Genomic DNA, 20887 nt, shown 5'->3' with positions numbered 1-20887 from the left:
TTCCCGACATGACCCAGACACAGCCCCAGACACAGACACAGGCGCAGGCACAGGCCGAGGTCCCGGCGCCCGAGGAACTGTTCGTCCTGCCCGCCTCGTTCGGCCAGAAGCGGATGTGGCTCCTGGAGCAGGCCGGCAACGGGACGGCGCTCTACACCGTGCGCGCCGCCCTGCGGCTGCGCGGCCCGCTGGACCACGGGGCGCTGGAGCGGGCCCTGACCGAGGTCGTCGCCCGGCACGAGGTGCTGCGCACCGTGCTGCGGCTGGACGGCAACGACATCGCCCAGGTCGTGCGCGCCCCCGGCCCGGTGCCCCTGCCCGTGGTGGCGGTGCCCGCCGGCCCGGAGGCGGCCTCGGCGCTGGCCGGGGAGCTGAGCCGGGAGCCCTTCGACCTGGCCGCCGGACCGCTGCTGCGCTGCACGCTGCTGCGACTGGCCGAGGACGACCACGTCCTGCTGGCCCTCGTCCACCACAGCGTCTGCGACGGCGTCTCGCTCGGCGTGCTGCTGCGCGAGCTGACGGCCCTGTACGAGCCCTGCCTGCGCGGCACCGCCCACCCGCTGGAGGAACTGCCCCTCCAGTACGCGGACTACGCCGTCTGGCAGCGCGAGCAGGTGGCCTCCGGCGCCCTGGAGGAGCAGCTCTCCCACTGGGGCGAGCGGCTCGCGGGGGTGCCCGAGCTGCGGCTGCCCGCGGACCTGCCGCGCCCCGCCGTGCGGGCCTGGTCCGCGGTGTCGGCGCCGGTCAAGGTGGCGGCCCCGGTGGTGCGGCAGCTGCGGCTGACCGCCCCCGGCGGCGGGGTGACCGCCTCGATGGCGGCCCTGGCCGCGTACGCGGTGGTGCTGTCGCGGTGGAGCGGGCAGCACGACCTGGTGGTGGGGCTGCCGGTGGCCGGGCGCTCCGAGGTGGACCTCGAACCGCTGGTCGGCTTCTTCGTGAACACCCTGCCGATCCGGGTCGACCTGGCCGGGGACCCGTCCTTCGGCGAGCTGCTGGGGCGGGTGCGGGACCGGTGCGTGGAGGCGTACGCGCGGGCCGACGTGCCCTTCGAGCTGATGGTCGAGCGGGCGCATCCGGACCGGCGGGCGGGCCGGCTGCCGCTGGCGCAGACCCTGCTGAACGTGCAGCGGGCCGTGCCGCCGGGCCTGGCCCCGATCACCGGCGTGACGCTGGAGCCCTTCGAACTCCCGGACACGGCCCTCCAGTTCGATGCGGTGGCGGACCTGGTGGAGCGGGGCGACGCGGTGAGCGGGCACGTGTCCCTCTCCGCCGACCTCTTCACCGCCGAGACGGCCGAGCTGGTGGCGCGCTCCCTGGCCTCGGTGCTGCGGGCCGCCTCGGCGGCCCCCGGCACCCCCCTGTCGGCGCTGCCCTGCCCGGTGGCCGACGCCCGCGCCGCCGCGCCCGGCGCGGTGGACGAGGACCACGGGGCGCCCGGGGCGTACGAGACACACGAGGAGTCCCGTACCGGCGACGGACGGCCCCGGACCCCCGGCGAGCACCTGCTGGCCGCCCTGTGGCGCGAGGTGCTGGAGCTCCCCGAGGTCGGGGTGCACGACGAGTTCTACGCGTCGGGCGGGAACTCGATGCGCGCCGTGCGGATCGTGACCGCCGCCCGCGAGCGGGGGCTCGAACTGCCCCTGGACCGGATGCTCGGCCAGCACACCATCCACGAGGTCATCGCCCACATCGAGGCGGCCGCGCCCGCCGCCGTACCCGCCTGACAGGAGACACCCCCGTGACCACCCAGACCACCGCGCCCGCGGCCAAGGACTACTCCGTACCGGTGCTGCCCGGCACGGGGGACACCGACTACGCGCGCTACATGCGCACCGAGACCCTGCTCTCCCTCCAGCGCCGCCCGGAGGAGGTCATCCACCGCGACGAGCTGCTGTTCCAGGTGGTGCACCAGTCCACCGAGCTGTGGCTCAAGCTCGCCTGCCAGGAGCTCGCCGACAGCACCCGGCTGATCGACGAGGGCGCCTTCGACGGGGCCGTACGGCTCCTGGAGCGGGCCCGGCTCGGGGTCCGGCTGGCCACCGACCAGCTGGAGATGATGCGCCGGCTGTCGCCCTGGGACTTCCAGACCATCCGCACCGTCCTGGGCCACGGCTCCGGCTTCGAGTCGCCCGGCTGGGCGGCCGCCCGCCGCGCCACCGCCCTGCTCGGCGAGGCCTTCGACCGCGCCGTGGACGAGCGCGGCGTCGACCTCGCCGAGGTCTACCGCACGCTGCCCGACACCCCCGTGCACCGCCTCGCCGAGGCGCTGATCGGCTGGGACGAGGGGATCTCCCTGTGGCGGGTGGAGCACTGCAAGATGTCGCTCCGCCTGCTGGGCGAGGACGTCCTCGGCACCAAGGGCATCCCCATCGGGGTGCTGACCCGGCTGATCAGCCACCAGTTCTTCCCGCGGCTGTGGCTCGTCCGCACCGAACTCACCCACACCGGCCCGATGGGCGACGCCCCGCCGGCCGCGACGCCCCCGGTCCCGGAGGCGGCCCTTCCCGAGGAGAGACCCGGAACATGAAAGCGCTCAACGACTGGCTCGCCGCGCCCGCGCCGGACCGCTTCCCGTACGCCGCCGTGGTCGCGGCCTACCGGGAGGGCGGCAAGCACTTCGTGCCCGCCGCCCTGCTGGACCTGCTCGACCGGGCGCGCCGGGCGTCGGCCGCCGGGAACGGCCCGGACGGGGACGGCGGGGACGGGGACGACGCGGCGCGCGAGGTGCTCGCCCGGTTCCTCGACACCGCCCTCGACAAGTACGACGGCCGCTACGACTACCCCACCTACACCGCGCTGTCCCTGCTGGCCCCGCCCTCCGGCGCCGGCCCCGAGGAGACGCGCCGGCACCGCGACCGGCTCGTGGTGCACCTGCTGGGCGACCTCGCCCGCTTCGAACGGGCCGCCCTGGACGGGGAGACGGCGCTGCTGCCGCTGCTGCGCCCGTCCCCGCTGCTGGTCGGCAAGCGCCACCGGCTCGCGCTGCGGGTGGCCGCCCCGGCGCTGGCCCGGCTCGACCTGCCCGGCCCGGTGCCGGGCGAGGACCCGGAGCGCGCGGCGCGCCGGCTGTGGGAGACGGCGGACGCCTCGATGACCGGCCGCGAGCGGCAGGTGCTGGAGCTGAGCATGCTGCCGGTGCACGTCACCCACGACGAGTACCTGTTCCTCCGCGTGCTCCAGGCGTTCGAGGCCACGTTCACCGTGCTGGCGGCCGAGCTGCGGGCGGCGATCGAGGCCCTCGACGCGGGCCGCGGGGCGTCCGCCGCGGAGCGGCTGCGGCGCGCGGCGGCGGCCCTGACCGAGTCCGCGCCGCTGTTCTCGCTGCTCGCCACCATGCAGGCGGAGGCGTTCCGGGTGTTCCGGGAGTTCACCGAGGGCGCGAGCGCCATCCAGTCGCGCTCGTACAAGCTGGTGGAATCCCTGTGCCGGACGCCGGACGCCGAGCGGCTCCACTCGCACGCCTACCGCTCGGTGCCGGAGGTCCGCGAGCGGGTGCTGGCCGGGCAGCGGACGCTGGACGACGCCTACGCGGACGCCCTGGCCGGGCCGCGCGCCGGGCGCGGCCGGGTGCTCCCGGCGACGGCCGCGATGGAGGAGTTCGCCTCCGCGCTGCGGCGCTGGCGCCAGACCCACTACCGGCTGGCCGTGCGGATGCTGGGCAGCCGCACCGGCACCGGATACACGGAGGGGACCCCCTACCTCGGCGAGGTGCGGAAGATCCCCGTGTTCGATTCCGTGCGGCACGGTGCTCAGGAGCCGGAGGAGGCCACCTCCGCGGCCTGACCGCCGTCCCGGTCCCCGTGCTCCCCGCCCGCCCGCTCCGGGACGGCGCGCAGCGTCCGCACCGGGCGCCCGGCGATCGGCACGACCGAGAGGAACAGCAGGACCGGTGCGACGGCGAGGGCGGTCCTGGCCCCCGCGTACTGGGTGAGCAGTCCGGCGCAGGTGGTGCCCGCGGTGAGCATCCCGAAGCTGATGAGCCGGTAGGTGGCGGTCGTCCGCGCGTACAGGTGCGGGGCGGTCAGCCGCTGGCGCAGGGTCACCGCGATCACGCTGCCCGCGGAGGCGCCGCCGGTGCCCAGCAGATAGGCGAGGGCGCTCACGGGCAGGTCACCGCCGCCGCCGTCGACGGTGAGCAGCAGCGGGTAGGGCGTGGTGGAGAAGACCAGGACGGTCAGGAACGCCGGGCCGAAGCCGAGGCGGCGCAGCAGGCGCGGGGCGGCGAGCGCCCCGGCCACGGCGCCGATCCCGCCGGCCACCATGACCAGGCCGAAGTCGGCGCTGTCGTGGCCGGTCTCGCGGACGAAGCGCATCAGGAAGGCCAGGTTCAGCAGGGCGATGCCCGCGTTGTAGACGCCGGCGTGCACGGCGACGGCGCGCAGCGGGGGGTTGTCGAGGACCGAGCGCAGCCCTTCGCCGAGCTCCTTGCGCAGGTCGCGCGGGGCGGTGGAGCGGACGGCGGTCTCGCGGTGGCGGATGAGCATCAGGGCGCTGGCGGAGGCCAGGTAGGACAGGGCGTCGAAGACGAGGGTGGCGGCGGGCCCGAAGAGGGCGGCGAGCCAGCCGGCGAGGCCGGGTCCGGCGGTTCCGCCGACGGCCTGATTGGCCGTCACCAGACTGTTGGCCGACGGGAGTTGCGCGGTCGGGAGGAGCCGGGGCAGGTAGGCGGTGGCGGCGATGTCGTACACCGCGCTCAGCGAGCCGCCGAGCAGGGCGATGAGCCACACGTGCCACAGGGCGAGCCCGTCGAACAGGGCGAGGACGGGGACGGCCAGCACCAGGGCGAAGCGGACGAGGTCGGTCGCGATCATCACCGGGCGGGCGGGGCGGCGGTCGAGCCAGACCCCGACGAAGAGGGGCAGCAGGAAGAACGGCGCCATGTAGAGGGTCTGGAGCAGGCCGACCTGCGTGCCGGTGGCGTGCAGTCCGGTGACCATCAGCAGCGGCAGCACGAACTCCGTGATCTTGGAGCCGAACTGGGAGACGGCGTCGCCCGCCCACAGGGCCCGGTAGTCGCGGTCGGCGCGCAGCGGGTGGCGGGGGCGGACCGCCCCGCCGCCGTCCCCGCCGCCGTCCCCGGCGCGCGGTTCGGTCCGTGGTGCGGTGCGCGGTCCGGCGTCCGGTGCGGTGCGCGGCTCGGTGCTCGTCATGGTGACCTTCCCGGTCTCTCGGTGTTCTCGGCGTGCTCGACGGGCTCGGCGTGTTCGGCGTGTTCGGCGTGTTCAGCGGGCTGCGGGAGACCGGGGTCCGGGCACCCTGACGGACTCTCACAGCCCCCGCGCGCACGGGGCAGTCGGGGAAAGTCCCGATCGAGCCGGACCGGACGGCTGCGCCAGGGTGTGCACCGTTGACCACGGTGTGATCGAGGTGAGGTCGTTACATGAACTGGCGAGACGTACTTTCCGGTACGGCACAGGAACGCCCGCACACGACGGCCTTCCGCTTCCACTCCGAGGAGCCGGGCGAGCCCGAGGTGCTCGACTGGGCCGGGCTCGACGGCCGGGCCCGGACCGTCGCCGCGCACCTGGCGGAACTCGGGCTGGCCGGGCGCTGCGCCGTCCTGCTGTTCCCCGCCGGACTGGACTACGTGGCCGCCTTCTTCGGCTGCCTGTACGCGGGCGTCGTCGCGGTTCCCGCGTACCCGCCGAGCCGGGGCGTCCGCTCCACCGAGCGGCTCGCCGCGATCGTGCGCGACAGCGGCGCCGAGGTGGCCCTGACGACCGGGGTGATCCGCGACCGGCTCGCCCCACGCCTGGCCTCCGCCGACGGGGTGCCGCCGCTGCGGCTGGTGGCGACCGACGCGCTGCGCGCCGAGGACGCGCCCGCCTGGCGGCCCCCGCGCCTCGGCGAGGACGCGACGGCCTTCCTCCAGTACACCTCCGGCTCCACCTCGACGCCGCGCGGCGTCGTCCTGACCCACGGCAACCTGCTGCACAACACGGCGATGATCGGCCGCGTCTTCGGGCTCGACGCCGGCATGCGCGGGGTGTCGTGGCTGCCGATGTACCACGACATGGGGCTGATCGGCTCGGTCATGGGCACGGTCCGGGCGGGCGGCACGATGTCGCTGATGGCGCCGAGCACCTTCGCGCGCGACCCGCTGCGCTGGCTGGGCGTGGTCGCCGAGGAGCGGGCGACCGTCACCGGCGGCCCCAACTTCGCCTACGACCTGGCGGTCGAGCGGACCACCGAGGAGCAGCGGGCCGCGCTGGACCTGTCCGCGTGGCGGGTGGCGTACAACGGCGCGGAACCCGTCCGCCCGGCCTCGCTGCACCGCTTCGCCGAGGCCTTCGCCGTGTCCGGCTTCCGCCCGGACGCCTTCCTGCCCTGCTACGGACTGGCCGAGGGCTCCCTCCTCGTCACCGGCGGCCCGGTGGGCACCGGCTTCCGCACCTGCGCGCCGCCCGCCGGTTCCGGCGCGACCGGGGAGCTGGTCGCCTCCGGCGTGCTGCCGCCCGAGCAGCGGCTGGAGATCGTCGACCCGGAGACCCGGCGCCCGGTGGCCGATGGCGGGATCGGCGAGGTGTGGGTGGCCGGGCCCAGCGTGGCGCGCGGCTACTTCAACCGCGCCGACGCGGTGGCCGACACCTTCGGCGCGCTCGTCGAGGGCGGCGACGGCACCGGCTTCCTGCGCACCGGCGACCTCGGCTTCCTCGCCGGCGAGGGCGACGCGCGCGAACTGTACGTCACCGGACGCCGCAAGGACCTGATCATCGTCCGGGGCCGCAACCACTACCCCCAGGACATCGAACTGACCGCCGAGCGCTGCTCGCCCGCGCTGCGGTCCAACGGCGGCGCCGCCTTCTCCGTCACCGGCGCCGACGGCGCCGAGCGGCTGGTCGTCGTCCAGGAGCTGATCCACGGCCACGGCCTCGCGGACCCGGCGGAACTGGCCCGCGCCGTCCAGGCGCGGGTGGCCGAGCTGCACGAGGTGCGCCCGCACGCCGTGGTGCTGATCCGCACCGCCTCGCTGCCCCGGACCTCCAGCGGCAAGGTGGCCCGGCACGCCTGCCGGGCGGCCTACCTGGCGGGCGACCTGCTGGTGACCGCCGTCCACGCCGACGCGGAGCCGCCCGCCGCACCGGAGGCGGGACCGGCCGCCGAGGCCCCGGTCCCGGACGCCTCCGACCGCGAGGCGGTCCTGTCCCACCTGCGGCGGACGGTCGCCGCCCTGCTGCGGACCCGCCCCGAGGAGGTGCCCGCAGACGCCTCCCCGGCGGCGCTGGGCCTGGACTCGCTGGACTCCGTACGGCTGCTGCACCGGTTGCAGCGGGAGTTCGCGCTGGACCTCGGCCCGGAGCGGCTCCTCTCGCTGACCCTGGCCGAAGCGGCCGACGCCGTCGCGGCCCGCGCCGCCGACGGGACCGGCGGCACGGCCCCCGTACCGCTCACCGCGACGGAACCCGGGGACGGTCCGCTCTCCCACGGGCAGCGGGCGATGTGGTTCCTGGACCGGATGGACCCCGGCAGCACCGCCTACCACCTGGCCGCCGCCGCCGAACTGTCCGGCCCGGTGGACCCGGCCGCACTGCGCCGCGCGCTGGGCGCCGTCGTCCGCCGCCACCCGGCCCTGCGCACCACCTTCCCCGAGGTCGGCGACGGCCCGGTGCAGCGCGTGCACGCCGCGCTGGAGCCGGAGTTCACCGAGACCGACGCGAGCGCGTGGTCCGGGGAGCGGCTGCGGGCCGAGCTGACGGCCCTCGCCCACCGGCCCTTCGACGTGGCGGCCGGGCCGCTGCTGCGGGTGGCCCTGCTGCGCCGCGCGGACGGCCGGCACCGGCTGGTCGTCTCCCTGCACCACCTGGTCTGCGACCTGTGGTCCCTGGAGGTCCTGCTGCGCGACCTGGGCGCGCACTACGCGGCCGAGACCGGCGGGCCCGCCCCCTCGGCCCGGCCCGTGCCCGGCTTCGGCGCGGCCGTGGACCGGCAGTCCGCGCTGCTCGCCGGGCCGCAGGGCGAGCGGCTGCGGGCGTTCTGGGAGCGCGAGCTGGCGGGCGCCCCGACCGTGCTGGAGCTGCCCGCCGACCGCGTCCGGCCGGCCGTGCGGCGCGCCCCGGCCGGGGTGCGGCGCTTCCGGCCGGCGCCGGGGACGGCCGCCGCGCTCGGCGCGCTGGCCCGCGCCGAGGGCACCACGCTGTACACCGTCCTGCTGACCGCGTACCAGCTGATGCTGGGCCGGACCGCCGGGCAGTCGAGCCTGCTGGTGGGCTCCCCCGTGCACGGCCGCGAGCACGCCGACGCGGCGGAGGTGGTCGGGCCGTTCCTGAACACGGCGGTGCTCCGCGCCGACCTGGTGCCGGGCGAGTCGTTCACCGCTCTGCTGCGGCGGGCCGCGCGGAGCGTGCCGGAGGCCCTGCGGCACGCCGCGATGCCGCTGTCGCTGCTCGTCGAGCGGAGCAGGGCGGCCCGCGACACGAGCCGCACCCCGCTGGTGCAGGCGCTGTTCACGCTCCAGTCCGGGCCGCTGGCCGCGTTCGTCCTCGGCGATCCGGCGGCGCGCTTCGACCTGGGCGGGCTGGAGATGCGGCCGGTGGCCCTGGACCAGCCGCACGCGCAGATGGACCTCCAGCTGACCTTCGCCGAGGTGGACGGCGCGCTGAGCGGGCAGCTCCTGTTCGACCGCGACCTGTTCGACGAGGCGACGGCCGAGCGGCTGGCCGCCGGGCTGTGCGCGCTGCTGGACGCCGTCGCCGCCGACCCGGAGCGCCCCGTCGCCCTGCTGCCGCTGATGCCCGCCGCCGAGCGGGCGGCCGTCCTGCGCGGCCCCCACGACACCGCCGTGCCGGGCACCTCGGACGTGCCGGTGCACGAACTGGTGGCGGCGCGGGCCGCGCTCGTCCCGGACGCGCCGGCGCTGGCCTTCGACGACGCCGAGCACGCGCTCGGGCCGGACGGGGCCGGGCCGGACGCGGACCGGGTGCGCGCGGTGCGGACGCTGAGCTACCGGGAGCTGGACGCGGCCGTGAACCGGCTGGCCCGGCTGCTGCTGGCGCGGGGACTGCGGGCCGAGGAGACCGTGGCCGTACGGCTGCCGCACGACGAGACGATGGTGGTGGCGATGCTCGCGGTGCTGCGGGCCGGCGGCAGCTACCTGCCGGTCGACCCACACCTGCCCGCCGGGCGGATCGCCTATCTGCTGGCCGACAGCGGGGCCCGGATCGTACTCACCGACTCGTCGGTGGACCGGGGAGAGACCGGGGACGACCCCGGCCGCGTCACGCTGCGCCTCGACCGGCTGGCCGGGGAGCTGGCGGCGCTGCCCGCCGACCCGCCGCCGGTCCGCGTCCGCCCCGACCAGGCGGCGTACCTGCTCTACACCTCGGGCTCGACCGGCCGTCCGAAGGGGGTCCAGGTCCCGCACGGCGCCCTGGCCAACTTCCTGGCCGCCATGGTGCGGCTGCTGGAACCCGCCGAGGGCGGCCGGCTGCTGGCCGTGACCACCTTCTCCTTCGACATCTCCGCCCTGGAGGCGTACCTGCCGCTGATCACCGGCGGCTGCGCGCACATCGTGCCGCGCCGGATCGCGGCCAGCGGCGAGCAGTTGCGGGCGCGGCTGGAGTCCGGCGCCTTCGCCCTGATGCAGGCGACCCCGGCGACCTGGCGGGCGCTGTGCGAGGCGGGCTGGACCGGCACGCCGGGCCTGGCGATGGTCAGCGGCGGCGAGGCCCTCTCCCCCGGGCTGGCGCGCACCCTGCTGTCGTTCGGCACGGGCACCCTGTGGAACCTGTACGGGCCGACCGAGACCACGGTGTGGTCGACCGGCACCCGGGTCGCCGAGGTGCCGGGGGCGGCCACCCCGCTGGGCGACCCGGTCGCCAACACGCGGGTGTACGTGCTCGACGCGGCGCTGGAGCCGGTGGCCCCGGGCGCGGCCGGTGAGCTGCTGATCGGCGGCGCCGGGCTGGCCCGGGGCTATCGCGGCCGGCCGGGGCTGACGGCGGCGGCGTTCGTGCCGGACCCGTACGGGGACGTGCCGGGCGCCCGGCTGTACCGCACCGGGGACCTGGCGCGGCGCACCCCGGACGGCCGGACCGAGCTGCTGGGGCGGGTCGACAACCAGGTCAAGGTCAACGGCCACCGGGTCGAACTGGGCGAGATCGACGCGGCGCTGAGCCGGCTGCCCGGGCTGAGCCAGGGCGTGGCCACCGTGCACCGGCCCGCGCCGGACGCCCCGGCGGAGCTGGTGGCGTACGTCCGGCCGGCCCCGGGCGCGGCGGGCGGGTCCGGCTCCGACGAGCGGGCCGCAGCCCGCGCGCTGCGCGCGGAGCTGGCGCGGGTGCTGCCCGCCTACATGGTGCCGACCCGGTACGTGTGGGTGGCCGGCTTCCCGCTGAACACCAGCGGGAAGGTGGACCGGGGGGCGCTCGCGCCGCCCGCGCCCGAGCGGGCCGGGGCGGGCGCGGAACCGGTCACCGCGACCGAGCGGGAGCTGGCGGTGATCCTCGCCGACCTGCTCGGCACGGAGGCGATCGGCCGCACCGACAACCTCTTCGACCACGGCGCCCACTCCCTGCTGATGTCCCGCTTCTCGGTGCGGGTGCGGGAGGCGTTCGGGGCGCAGCTGCCGCTGCGGGTGATGTTCGAGACGCCGACGCTGGAGCACCTGGCGGCGGCGGTGGACGCCCTCGGCGCGGCGGGGCGGAGCGACGGGGGCGGCGGCCGGATCAGCCGGATCGACCGCACCCGGCAGCCCGGCCTCCCGGCCCCGGGGGCGGCCCCGGGCGGGTCCCCGGCCGGGGGCAAGGACGCGCTGCGGGCCCTGCGGGCCGCGCGCCTGATCGGCAGCAGCCGGAACGGCTCATGACGTACGTGGAGACTCCGATGACCCTGACCCACCCCGAGCAGATCGTGTTCCCGGCGACGCACGCCCAGCAGCGGATCATGATCGTCGAGCAGCTCTATCCGGGCGGCTCCGCCTATCACGTGCCGTTCGCGGTGCGGCTGCGCGGACCGCTCGACACCGCCGCCCTGACCGGCGCCGTCCGGGAGGTGGTGCGCCGGCACGAGTCGCTGCGCACCGTCTTCCGCACCGTCGACGGGGTCCTCGGCCAGGTCGTCGAGGAGGACCACCTCGTCGGGGTGCCGGTCCGGGACCTGACCGGCACCCCGGCCGCGGCCGACCCCGAGGCGCTGGCGGCCCTGGTCGCCGAGGCGGCGGCCCTCCCCTTCGACCTCACGGGCCGGCTGCTGCGCGCCGAGCTGCTGCGGCTGGCCCCGGACGACCACGTCCTGGCCGTCACCATGCACCACCTGGTCTCCGACAGCTGGTCCTGCGGGATCTTCGTGGCCGAACTGGCCGCCGCCTACCCGGCGCTGCGGGCCGGCGCCCGGCCCGGACTGCCCGAGCCCGAGGTGCAGTACGTCGACTACGCGGCCTGGCACCGCGAGCGGCTCGACGAGGAGCGCACCGGGGAGCTGCTCGGCTACTGGCGCGAGCGGCTCGCCGGGATGCAGCCGGTGCTGGAGCTGCCCTCGGACCGGCCCCGGCCGCCCGTGCAGTCGTACCGGGGGGCGACCCTGCCCGTGCGGCTCTCCCCGGAGGTCTCGGCCGCCGTCCGGCGGACCGCCCGCGCCCTCGGGATCACCCCGTTCGCCCTGCTGCTGGCCGCCTTCCAGACGGCGGTGGGCCGCTGGACGGGGGGCGAGGACATCACGGTCGGCAGCGGGGTCGCCCACCGCACCCCGCAGGTGGAGCAGGTCATCGGCTGCTTCATCAACGTGCTGCTGCTGCGGGCCTCGCTGGCCGGGAACCCGCGCTTCGCCGAGCTCGCCGCGCGGGTGGGCGAGACGGTGCTGGACGGCCTGGAGCACCAGGACCTGCCGTTCGACCGGCTCGTGGAGGAGCTGGCGCCCCAGCGGAACCTGAGCCACCAGCCGCTGGCCCAGGTGATGTTCCTGCTCCAGAGCGCGCCGCTGCCGGACGTGGCGCTGGACGGCCTGGAGCTGTCGGCCGTCCCGGTCCGCCGCAAGGCCACGCACCTGGACCTGAACGTCCAGCTCTGGGACTCCGGCGCCTGCTTCGAGGGGGTCGTCGACTACGGCACCGACCTCTTCGACGAGGCCACCGTCGCCCGGATGTGGACCCAGTACACGACCCTGCTGGAGGCGGCCGCGACCCGCCCCGACGACCGGATCGGGGAGCTGCCCCTGCTGCGCCCCGAGGACGAGCACACGCTGGTCACCGCGTGGAACCGGACCGCCGCCGAGGTCCCCGCCGAGCTCACCCCGGCCCTGGTGGAGGCCCGCGCGGCGGCCCACCCGGAGGCCCCGGCCGTGGTCGGCGAGGCGGGCGTCCTCACGTACGGCGAGCTGAACGAGGCGGCCAACCGGCTGGCCCGGCTGCTGATCGCGCGCGGGGCGGGCCCCGAGCGGACGGTGGCGCTGATGCTGCCGCGCTCGGCGGAGACGGTGACGGCCGTGCTGGCCGTCCTCAAGTCCGGGGCGGCGTACGTGCCGGTGGATCCGGTGCTGCCGGCCGACCGGATCGCGTACCTGCTCGCCGACGCGGCGCCGTCGTCCGTGCTCACCACCACGGCCGTCCCCGAGGGGGCGACGGGCACGGCCGAGCGCCTCGACCTGGACGCCCCCGGCACCCGCGCGGCGCTGGCCCGCTGCGCGGCCGACGACGTCACCGACGCCGACCGCCGGGCCCCGCTGCGCCCGGACCACCTCGCGTACGCCATCTACACCTCGGGCTCGACCGGCCGGCCCAAGGGCGTCCTGATCAGCCACGGCGCGCTCGCCGACTATCTGGCGACCTGCCGCCGGGACTACCCGGGCCTGTCCGGCTCGGCGCTGCTGCACTCGCCGGTCTCCGTCGACCTGTCGGTCACCACCCTGCTGGGCCCGCTGACGGCGGGCGGCCGGATCGTGCTGGGCGGGCTCGACGGCCGCACCGACGAACTGCCGGGCGGCGCGGGCCGGTTGTCGCTGCTGAAGGTGACCCCGAGCCATCTGCCGATCCTGCTGGGGCTGCCCGAGGCGTACGCGCCCACCGGCGACCTGGTCATCGGCGGCGAGATGCTCACCGCCGAGGTCCTGGACCGGTGGCGGGCCCGCTTCCCCGGCGCGGTGGTCACCAACGAGTACGGGCCGACCGAGGCCACCGTCGGCTGCGTCGCCCTCCGGGTGGGCCCCGCCGAGGCGCTCGCGCCGGGCCCGGTGCCGATCGGCCGGCCCATGGCCAACTCCCGTGCGTACGTGCTGGACCGCGCGCTGCGGCCGGTGCCGGTCGGGGTGGCGGGCGAGCTGTACGTGGCGGGCGACGGGCTGGCCCGCGGCTACCACGGGCGGCCCGCGCTGACCGCGTCCGCGTTCCTGCCCGACCCGTTCGGGGAGCCGGGGCGGCGGATGTACCGCACCGGGGACCTGGCCCGCTGGACGGCGGACGGCCGCCTGGACTACCTCGGCCGCATCGACGACCAGGTCAAGGTGCGCGGGTTCCGCATCGAGCTCGGCGAGGTCGAGGCCGCCCTCGCGGCGCTGCCCGGGGTCCGGGAGGCCGTCGTCGCGGCGGTCCGGGAGGCCGACGGGACCGCCCTCGCCGCCTACTACGTGCCGGACGGCGGCGCGGAGCCGGCGGTCGGCACGCTGCGGGAGCGGCTGCGCCGGACGCTGCCCGAGCACATGGTGCCCGCGCACTTCGTGGCGCTGGAGGAACTGCCGCTCGCGGTCAGCGGCAAGGCCGACCGGAGCGCCCTGCCGCCCGTCGGCACCACCCGGCCGGCCCTCGGCGCGGCCCAGCCGGCCCCCCGCACGCCGGTGGAGTCGCTGCTGGCCGAGGTGTGGGGCAGCGTGCTCCGCGTCGACGGGGTGGGCGCCCTGGACGACTTCTTCGAGCTGGGCGGCCACTCGCTGGCCGCGACCCGGATCGCCGCGCTGACCACGGAGGTGTTCGGGGTGGAGATCCCGCTGCGGGAGGTCTTCGCGGCCACCGACGTGGCGAGCCAGGCGGCCCTCGTGGAGGCGGCCGGCCGGGAGCAGGGCGTGGACGTCGTGGCGATCGCGCGGCTGGCCCTGGAGATCGGCGAACTGAGCGAGGACGAGGTGGAGCTGCTGCTCGCGGGCGGGGGCACCGATACGGACACGGACGCTGGAGGCGGTCGGGAATGAGCGGAGACAGGTGCCTGCACGAGCTCGTGCAGGACTGGGCGCGGCGGATGCCCGAGGCGCCCGCGCTGCGCTTCGAGGGCGAGCGGTGGAGCTACGCGGAGCTGAACGGGCGGGCCAACCGGCTGGCGGCGCACCTGCGCCGGATGGGCGTGGGCCGGGAGTCGGTGGTGGGCGTGCTCATGGAGCGCGGCCCCCGGCTGCCGCTGGCGATGCTCGCGGTCCTCAAGGCGGGCGGGGCGTATCTGCCGATGGACCCGGCGCAGCCGGCGGACCGGCTGGGCTATCTGATGGGCGACGCGGGCTGCGAGCTGGTCGTCACCACGACCGACCTGGCCGGGCGGGTGCCCGAGGAGGCGGCGGCGGTCTGCCTGGACGATCCTTTCACGGCGGACACGCTGGCTGCCCTGCCCGCGACCGACCCGGAACTTCCCTCGCACCCGGACCAGTTGGCGTACGTCATCTACACGTCGGGGTCCACCGGCCGTCCCAAGGGGACGCTGCTGGGGCACCGGGGCGTGGTCAACCTGACCTCGCACATGGCCCGGCAGTTCGCGATCGGGCCCGGTGACCGCTGGCTCCAGCTGACGACGCCCTGCTTCGACGTGAGCGTCCTGGAGATCTTCGGCGCGCTGACGACGGGGTCCTGCCTGGTGCAGGGCTCGGCGCTGACGCTCCTCGACCCGAGGGCGCTGGGCGCCCTGATGCGCGACGAGGGCGTCACCATCGGGGTGTTCACCACCGCGATCCTGCCGCTCCTTGACCCGGAGCGGCTGCCCGCGCTGCGGGTGCTGAACGTGGGCGGGGAGCAGCTGAGCCGCTTCCAGGCGGACCGGTGGACCTCGCCGACCCGGATCGTCAACAACCAGTACGGGCCCACCGAGGCGACGGTGGCCTGCACCGAGCAGCGCCACGAGCCCCGGCTGGGCCGGCCGAAGCCGCTGATCGGGGAGGCGATGCCGAACCTGGAGGCGTACGTGGTGGGGCCGGAGGGCCGCCAGGAGCCGCCGGGCCGGTACGGCGAGCTGCTGGTCGGCGGCCCGTGCCTGGCCCGGGGCTATCTGAACCGGCCGGGGCTGACGGCACTGAAGTTCGTACCGGACCCCTTCGGGGCGCACGGGGCCCGGCTGTACCGGACGGGCGACCTGGTGCGCCGGGCGGCGGAGGGCGACGGCCTGGAGTTCGCCGGGCGGATCGACACCCAGATCAAGCTGCACGGGCACCGCATCGAGCCGGGCGAGGTCGAGGAGGTCCTGCTGACGCACCCCCGGGTCGAGGACGCGGTGGTGGACCTGGTGCGGCCGGACGACGGCGGCGAGGGCGTCCTGACGGCCTTCGTCACCGGCCCGGACGCCCCCTCGCTGGCCGAGGTCCACGCCCATCTGCGCACGGTCCTGCCGGTGTACATGCTGCCGGGCCGGGTGGTCGTCCTGGACGAGGTCCCGCTGACCCCCAACGCGAAGGTGGACCGCCGGGCCCTCGCCGCGGCGGCGCGCTGACCCGGGGGCGTGCCCCCCGGGCGGCTCCCCCCGGTCAGCGGGCCGGGGCCTCCTGGGGGACCCGCAGGCGGGCGTCCCACAGGAACTCGTAGAACGGGCGGTGGTGGGCCGCGAAGCGGGCCAGCTCCGGATGGTTCTCCGCGGTGTGCCGGTAGGCGGTGCGGGCCTTGGAGAAACCGGTGCTGTTGCTGACGGCCACGTGCCAGCGGTCGGTGCGCCGCCATTCGCCCCGGGCCGTCGCGTCCCAGCTCAGCGTCTCGGGGCGGAAGGGGATGCCGACGGCCTCGCAGTACGCGGCCATCGTCGCGGCGGGCCGCTCCACCAGGTCGTCGGAGTCGACGACCACGGGCGGCTCCCCGCCGGCCGCCAGGACCGCCAGGTACATCTCGTGCAGTCCCTCGACGCCGACGTCCGAGAGCTCCATGTCGGGCTGGAGCGCGTAGAACGAGGAGACGATCTCCTCGGGGCGGCGCAGCAGGAAGGTGTGCCGGGTGCCGGCGAGGAACTCCCGGTCGGCGAGGACCTCGGTGTAGCGGTGGTCGGTGGTGTCCTTGAAGAACACCGGCCGGTGGCGGGCGAGTCCGGCGATCGCGTCGATCAGCTCGCGCTCGGAGCGGACGGCGGTGCCCTCGACCTCGGTCTCCCCGAAGTCCGCGATGTTGCAGAACGGCTCGTGCAGCGCGGTGATGTCGCCGTGCTGGAGCATCGACCGGAAGAACGCGGTCGAACGTGATCGTGGTGCCGCCCAGAGCGCTGTCGCCGGCATGTCCCCGCCTTCGGGTCGAGATGTCCAAGGGTGACGCGGGGCGCGCCGGTTCCGCCGCTTCGGCGTCCCCGGTGGCCCCGGTGGAACCACTCCACCGCGGCCCGCTCCCGACCCGCTATCGGCCCGCTGCCGGGCCGCTCCCCGGGGCCGGTGGCGGGCGCGTAGCGAACGGATAGCGGAACGGCTGTCGGGAGATTCCCCGGCTTATGCCCGGACGGCTCGGATGCGACCGTCGGGGCGCAGGGTTCCGCCGAGCATGGGAACGGACGACATGAGCGATGTGATGGATCCGCTGACCCGGGCCGGGGCGCCGGGCGAGGAGGGGCCCGGCGGGGGCTCGCCGGAGGGCGGGCCGGACGCGGGGGCCGCGGCCGGGGCGCCGGACGCGGGCGGCCCGGCGCGGCGCGGCTCGCGCGGGTGGCGCAGGCTGCGGGTGACGGCCTGGTGCCTGACGGTGCTGCTGGTGGCGGTGGTGTGCGCGACCGGGCTGGCCGCGACCTGGATGGTGCGGGCCTCGTACCCGCAGGTGGCGGGCGAGCTGTCGGTGGCGGGCCTGCACGGCCGGGTCACGGTGGCGCGGGACGCCTCGGGGGTGCCGCAGATCTACGCGGACGATCCGCACGACCTGTTCCTCGCGCAGGGGTTCGTGCACGCCCAGGACCGGTTCTGGGAGATGGACGTGCGCCGCCACATCACCTCCGGCCGGCTCGCCGAACTGTTCGGCGAGAGCCAGGTGGAGACCGACTCGCTGATCCGCACGATGGGCTGGCGGCGGGTGGCCGAGCGGGAGATCGCGCTGCTGGACCCGCGGTCGCGGGCCAACCTCGACGCCTACGCGGCCGGGGTGAACGCCTACCTCGCCGACCGGCGGGGCGCGGACCTCAGCGTGGAGTACCCGCTGCTGGAGCTGGGCGGCCTGGACTACACCCCGGCCCCCTGGACCCCCGCCGACTCGGTGTCCTGGCTCAAGGCGATGGCGTGGAACCTGAACGCCACCCTGTCGGACCAGGTGCGGCACGCCCTGCTGGCCACCACGCTGACCGACGCCCAGGTCGACTCGCTGTTCCCGACGTACGACTTCTCCCGCTGGCGGCCCATCGTCGAGCCCGGCGACAGCCAGGGCACGGTGCCCGCGGCACCGGCCGGCGCCGGGGCCTCCGCCACCGGCGCGGCGGCCGGCGCGGCCCGTGCCGCGTACGGGCCGATGGCCGGCGCCTCCGACGCCCTGGCCGGCATCGACCAGGTGCTCGGGCCGCGCGGTTCGGGCATCGGCTCCAACTCCTGGGTGGTGGCGGGCAGCCGGACGACGACCGGCAAGCCGCTGCTCGCCAACGATCCGCACCTGTCTCCCTCCCTGCCCGGCGTCTGGTACCAGGGCGGCCTGCACTGCACCACGACCGGCCCGTCCTGCCCGTACGACGTCTCGGGCTTCGGCTTCGCCGGAATGCCCGGCGTCATCGTCGGCCACAACCGGGACATCGGCTGGGGCGTGACGAACCTGGCGCCCGCCGACACCGACCTGTTCGTGGAGCGCGTCACCGGCTCCACCTACCAGTACAAGGGTGCGCAGCGGCCGCTGGAGACCCGCCGGGAGGTCCTGAAGGTCGCGGGCGGCCCCGACCGCACGATCACCGTGCGGTCCACCGTCCACGGCCCCCTCATCTCGGACGCCTTCCCCAAGGCGAAGTGGGTGGCCACCGAGGGCCGCATCCCCGGCGTGGAGCGCACGGGCGGCGCCGAGTACGCGGTGGCCATGCGGTGGAGCGCCCTGGACCCCGGCCGGACCATGGACGCGGTGTTCCGGCTGAACACCGCCGGGGACTGGGACTCCTTCCGGGCCGCGGCGGCCCTGTTCTCCTCCCCCGCGCAGAACCTGGTCTACGCCGACCGCCGGGGCCACATCGGCTACCAGGCGCCCGGCCGGATCCCGGTCCGCGGCAAGGGCGAGGGCCGCTGGCCGGTGCCGGGCTGGACCGGCGAGTACGACTGGCGGGGCTTCGTCCCCTTCGACGCGCTGCCCCGCTCCTTCGACCCGGCGTCCGGCTACATCGTCACCGCGAACAACGCGGCGGCCGGCCCCCAGTACCCGTACAACCTGACCCGCAACTGGGGCGACGGCTACCGCAGCGAGCGGATCGCCCGGCTGATCGAGGGGGCGGGCAAGCTGGACGCCGCCGCCATGCAGCGCATCCAGCTCGACGACCGCAACGAGAACGCGGCCGTCCTCACCCCCCACCTGCTGGCCGTCACCCCCGGCGAGAAGGCCCGCCCCGCCCAGGACCTGCTGCGCGGCTGGGACTTCGGGCAGGGCGCCGACTCGGCACCGGCCGCGTACTTCAACGCGGTCTGGAGCAACCTGCTGAAGCTGACGTTCTACGACGAGCTCGACGGCAACAGGGCCCAGCTGCACGTCGACGGCGGCGGCCTCTGGTACGACATCGTCCGCGAGCTGCTGACCGCGCCGGACGACCCCTGGTGGCGCAACAGCCGGGACCCGCGCGGCCTGCGCACCCGCGACGACGTGCTGCGGGCCGCCATGGACGACGCCGCGAAGGAACTGTCCGGCCGGCTCGGCGCCGACCCGTCCCAGTGGCGCTGGGGCGCCCTGCACACCCTGACCCTGCGCAACGACACCCTGGGCACCGGCGGCCCCGCCCCCGTGCAGTGGCTGCTGAACCACGAGCCGGTGGAGGTCGGCGGCGGCTCGGCCACCGTCGACGCGACCGGCTGGGACGCCTCCCAGGGCTACGAGGTGAACTGGGTGCCCTCGATGCGCATGGTCGTGGACTTCGCCGACTTCGACGCCTCCCGCTGGATCAACCTGACCGGTGCCTCCGGGCACGCCTTCCACGACACCTACGCCGACCAGACGGAACTGTGGCGCAGGGGCGAGACCCTCCCCTGGCCCTCGACCCGGTCCGCGGTCACCGCCGCGACGAAGGACCTCCTGACCCTCCGCCCCGAAGGAGCGTGAGCAGACCCGATGACACTCCTGACCCCCCTCCCCGCCGCCCCGCCGCACCCGGCCCCCCGGCTGTGCACCTGCCGGCCCGGCGCCACCGTGTGGCTGACCGGCCTGCCGAGCGCGGGCAAGACGACGATCGCCGAGGAGCTGGCCGGGCGGCTGCGCCGCGAGCACCGACGGGTGGAGGTCCTCGACGGGGACCGGATCCGTACGTTCCTCTCCGCCGGCCTCGGCTTCTCCCGGGACGACCGCGACACCAACGTACGGCGGATCGGGATGGTCGCCGAGGTGCTGGCCCGCAACGGGGTGCTGGTCCTCGTCCCGGTGATCGCCCCGTTCGCGGACAGCCGCGAGGCCGTCCGCGCCCGGCACTCCGCCACCGCCACCCCCTATCTGGAGGTGCACGTGGCCACCCCGGTGGAGGTCTGCTCCGTCCGGGACGTCAAGGGCCTGTACGCCCGGCAGGCGGCGGGCGAGATCTCCGGACTGACCGGCGTCGACGACCCGTACGAGGCACCCCAGGCACCCGACCTGCGCATCGAGTCGCACACCCAGACCGTGCGCGAATCGGCCTCGGCCCTGCACGCACTGCTCACCGAGAGGGGCCTCGCATGACGGCGACCGTACGGGCCGCGGAGGCGGCCGGCTCGCTCTTCGCACTCAGCCACCTCGACTCCCTGGAGTCGGAGGCCGTGCACATCTTCCGCGAGGTCGCGGGTGAGTTCGAACGACCGGTGATCCTCTTCTCCGGCGGCAAGGACTCCATCGTCATGCTCCACCTGGCGCTGAAAGCCTTCGCCCCCGCGCCGGTCCCCTTCACCCTCCTGCACGTCGACACCGGCCACAACTTCCCCGAAGTCCTCGCCTACCGCGACCGCGTGGTCGCCGAGCACGGACTGCGCCTGCACGTCGCCTCCGTCCAGGACTACATCGACGCCGGGAAACTCCGCGAACGCCCCGACGGCACCCGCAACCCCCTCCAGACCGTCCCCCTCACCGAAGCCATCCAGCACCACCGCTTCGACGCCGTCTTCGGCGGCGGACGCCGCGACGAGGAAAAAGCCCGCGCCAAGGAACGCGTCTTCTCCCTGCGCGACGAGTTCTCCCAGTGGGACCCCCGCCGCCAGCGCCCCGAACTCTGGCAGCTCTACAACGGCCGCCACGCCCCCGGCGAACACGTCCGCGTCTTCCCCCTCTCCAACTGGACCGAACTCGACGTCTGGCAGTACATCCAGCGCGAAGCCATCGACCTCCCCGCGATCTACTACGCCCACCACCGCGAGGTCTTCGCCCGCAACGGCATGTGGCTGACCGCCGGCGACTGGGGCGGCCCGAAGGAGCCGGAGACGGTCGAGACGCGGCTGATCCGCTACCGCACCGTCGGTGACATGTCCTGCACCGGCGCCGTCGACTCCGACGCCGTCACCATCGACCAGGTCATCACCGAGGTCGCCGCCTCCCGGCTCACCGAGCGGGGCGCGACCCGCGCCGACGACAAGATGTCCGAGGCCGCGATGGAAGACCGCAAGCGCGAAGGGTACTTCTAGC

At 75.7% G+C, this 20887-nt stretch carries 11 protein-coding genes; 9 read left to right on the top strand and 2 right to left on the bottom strand.

Going from position 1 to position 20887, the window contains the following annotated elements; genetic code table 11:
* Window positions 1-8: 8 nt before the first annotated feature.
* The 3 genes from IE219_RS09000 to IE219_RS08990 are packed head-to-tail and all read left to right on the top strand — an operon-like array spanning window position 9 to window position 3783.
* Entirely contained in the window at window positions 9-1724 is a 1716-nt protein-coding gene (locus IE219_RS09000; RefSeq protein WP_189976066.1) for a condensation domain-containing protein, read from the top strand.
* Window positions 1725-1738: 14 nt separating this feature from the next.
* Window positions 1739-2527: a tryptophan 2,3-dioxygenase family protein gene (locus IE219_RS08995; protein ID WP_229849671.1), complete on the top strand. Its 789-nt coding sequence runs from the start codon at window positions 1739-1741 to the stop codon at window positions 2525-2527.
* Window positions 2524-3783: a tryptophan 2,3-dioxygenase family protein gene (locus tag IE219_RS08990; protein ID WP_189976065.1), complete on the top strand. Its 1260-nt coding sequence runs from the start codon at window positions 2524-2526 to the stop codon at window positions 3781-3783. The genes IE219_RS08995 and IE219_RS08990 overlap by 4 nt, the downstream gene beginning before the upstream one ends.
* Here the strand turns inward: IE219_RS08990 and IE219_RS08985 are convergent.
* Window positions 3750-5150, bottom strand: coding sequence for an MFS transporter (locus IE219_RS08985; RefSeq protein ID WP_189976064.1), 1401 nt, complete (start codon window positions 5148-5150; stop codon window positions 3750-3752). The genes IE219_RS08990 and IE219_RS08985 overlap by 34 nt on opposite strands.
* Before the next feature lie 230 nt (window positions 5151-5380).
* Here IE219_RS08985 and IE219_RS08980 point away from each other — a divergent pair, with 230 nt between their 5' ends.
* Genes IE219_RS08980 through IE219_RS08970 form a run of 3 tightly spaced genes read left to right on the top strand, consistent with a single transcriptional unit; the run spans window position 5381 to window position 15608 of the window.
* On the top strand, window positions 5381-10804 hold the full coding sequence (locus IE219_RS08980) for a non-ribosomal peptide synthetase (RefSeq protein WP_189976063.1): 5424 nt from the start codon (window positions 5381-5383) through the stop codon (window positions 10802-10804).
* Between the two features lie 17 nt (window positions 10805-10821).
* Window positions 10822-14112: a non-ribosomal peptide synthetase gene (locus IE219_RS08975; RefSeq protein ID WP_189976062.1), complete on the top strand. Its 3291-nt coding sequence runs from the start codon at window positions 10822-10824 to the stop codon at window positions 14110-14112.
* Complete coding sequence (locus IE219_RS08970; RefSeq protein WP_189976061.1) at window positions 14109-15608, top strand: amino acid adenylation domain-containing protein; 1500 nt, start codon at window positions 14109-14111, stop codon at window positions 15606-15608. The genes IE219_RS08975 and IE219_RS08970 overlap by 4 nt, the downstream gene beginning before the upstream one ends.
* A gap of 34 nt (window positions 15609-15642) precedes the next feature.
* On the opposite strand, the gene IE219_RS08965 is transcribed toward IE219_RS08970, so the two are convergent.
* Window positions 15643-16374 carry a sulfotransferase-like domain-containing protein gene (locus IE219_RS08965; protein WP_189976060.1) on the bottom strand — a complete coding sequence of 244 codons (732 nt, stop codon included), beginning with the start codon at window positions 16372-16374 and terminating at the stop codon, window positions 15643-15645.
* Window positions 16375-16645: 271 nt separating this feature from the next.
* Between IE219_RS08965 and IE219_RS08960 the strand changes: the two genes are divergently transcribed.
* From IE219_RS08960 to cysD, 3 genes are read left to right on the top strand one after another with little or no spacing between them, the layout of a single operon-like run.
* The gene (locus tag IE219_RS08960; RefSeq protein ID WP_229849670.1) at window positions 16646-19348 is read left to right on the top strand and encodes a penicillin acylase family protein; all 2703 of its coding nucleotides are present in this window, start codon (window positions 16646-16648) and stop codon (window positions 19346-19348) included.
* A 9-nt stretch (window positions 19349-19357) separates the two neighbouring features.
* Entirely contained in the window at window positions 19358-19954 is a 597-nt protein-coding gene (gene cysC / locus IE219_RS08955) for an adenylyl-sulfate kinase (protein ID WP_189976059.1), read from the top strand.
* Window positions 19951-20886 (top strand): sulfate adenylyltransferase subunit CysD, encoded by a 936-nt coding sequence (gene cysD / locus IE219_RS08950; protein WP_189976058.1) that lies wholly within the window; start codon window positions 19951-19953, stop codon window positions 20884-20886. Before cysC ends, cysD begins: the two co-directional genes overlap by 4 nt.
* Window position 20887: the final 1 nt, after the last annotated feature.

The organism is Streptomyces termitum (assembly GCF_014650175.1).
Lineage (GTDB): Bacteria > Actinomycetota > Actinomycetes > Streptomycetales > Streptomycetaceae > Streptomyces > Streptomyces termitum.
The sequence above is the reverse complement of the archived record's forward strand: the minus strand, read 5'-3'. Positions and strand labels throughout refer to the sequence as shown.

Excerpts from the sequence above, each read along its gene's own strand:
- IE219_RS08960 (WP_229849670.1), top strand. The coding sequence starts at position 16,646 with ATGAGCGATGTGATGGATCCGCTGACCCGGGCCGGGGCGCCGGGCGAG.
- IE219_RS08980 (WP_189976063.1), top strand. The coding sequence starts at position 5,381 with ATGAACTGGCGAGACGTACTTTCCGGTACGGCACAGGAACGCCCGCAC.
- IE219_RS08975 (WP_189976062.1), top strand. The coding sequence starts at position 10,822 with ATGACCCTGACCCACCCCGAGCAGATCGTGTTCCCGGCGACGCACGCC.
- IE219_RS08970 (WP_189976061.1), top strand. The coding sequence starts at position 14,109 with ATGAGCGGAGACAGGTGCCTGCACGAGCTCGTGCAGGACTGGGCGCGG.
- IE219_RS09000 (WP_189976066.1), top strand. The coding sequence starts at position 9 with ATGACCCAGACACAGCCCCAGACACAGACACAGGCGCAGGCACAGGCC.
- IE219_RS08985 (WP_189976064.1), bottom strand. The coding sequence starts at position 5,150 with ATGACGAGCACCGAGCCGCGCACCGCACCGGACGCCGGACCGCGCACC.
- IE219_RS08990 (WP_189976065.1), top strand. The coding sequence starts at position 2,524 with ATGAAAGCGCTCAACGACTGGCTCGCCGCGCCCGCGCCGGACCGCTTC.
- cysD (WP_189976058.1), top strand. The coding sequence starts at position 19,951 with ATGACGGCGACCGTACGGGCCGCGGAGGCGGCCGGCTCGCTCTTCGCA.
- cysC (WP_189976059.1), top strand. The coding sequence starts at position 19,358 with ATGACACTCCTGACCCCCCTCCCCGCCGCCCCGCCGCACCCGGCCCCC.
- IE219_RS08965 (WP_189976060.1), bottom strand. The coding sequence starts at position 16,374 with ATGCCGGCGACAGCGCTCTGGGCGGCACCACGATCACGTTCGACCGCG.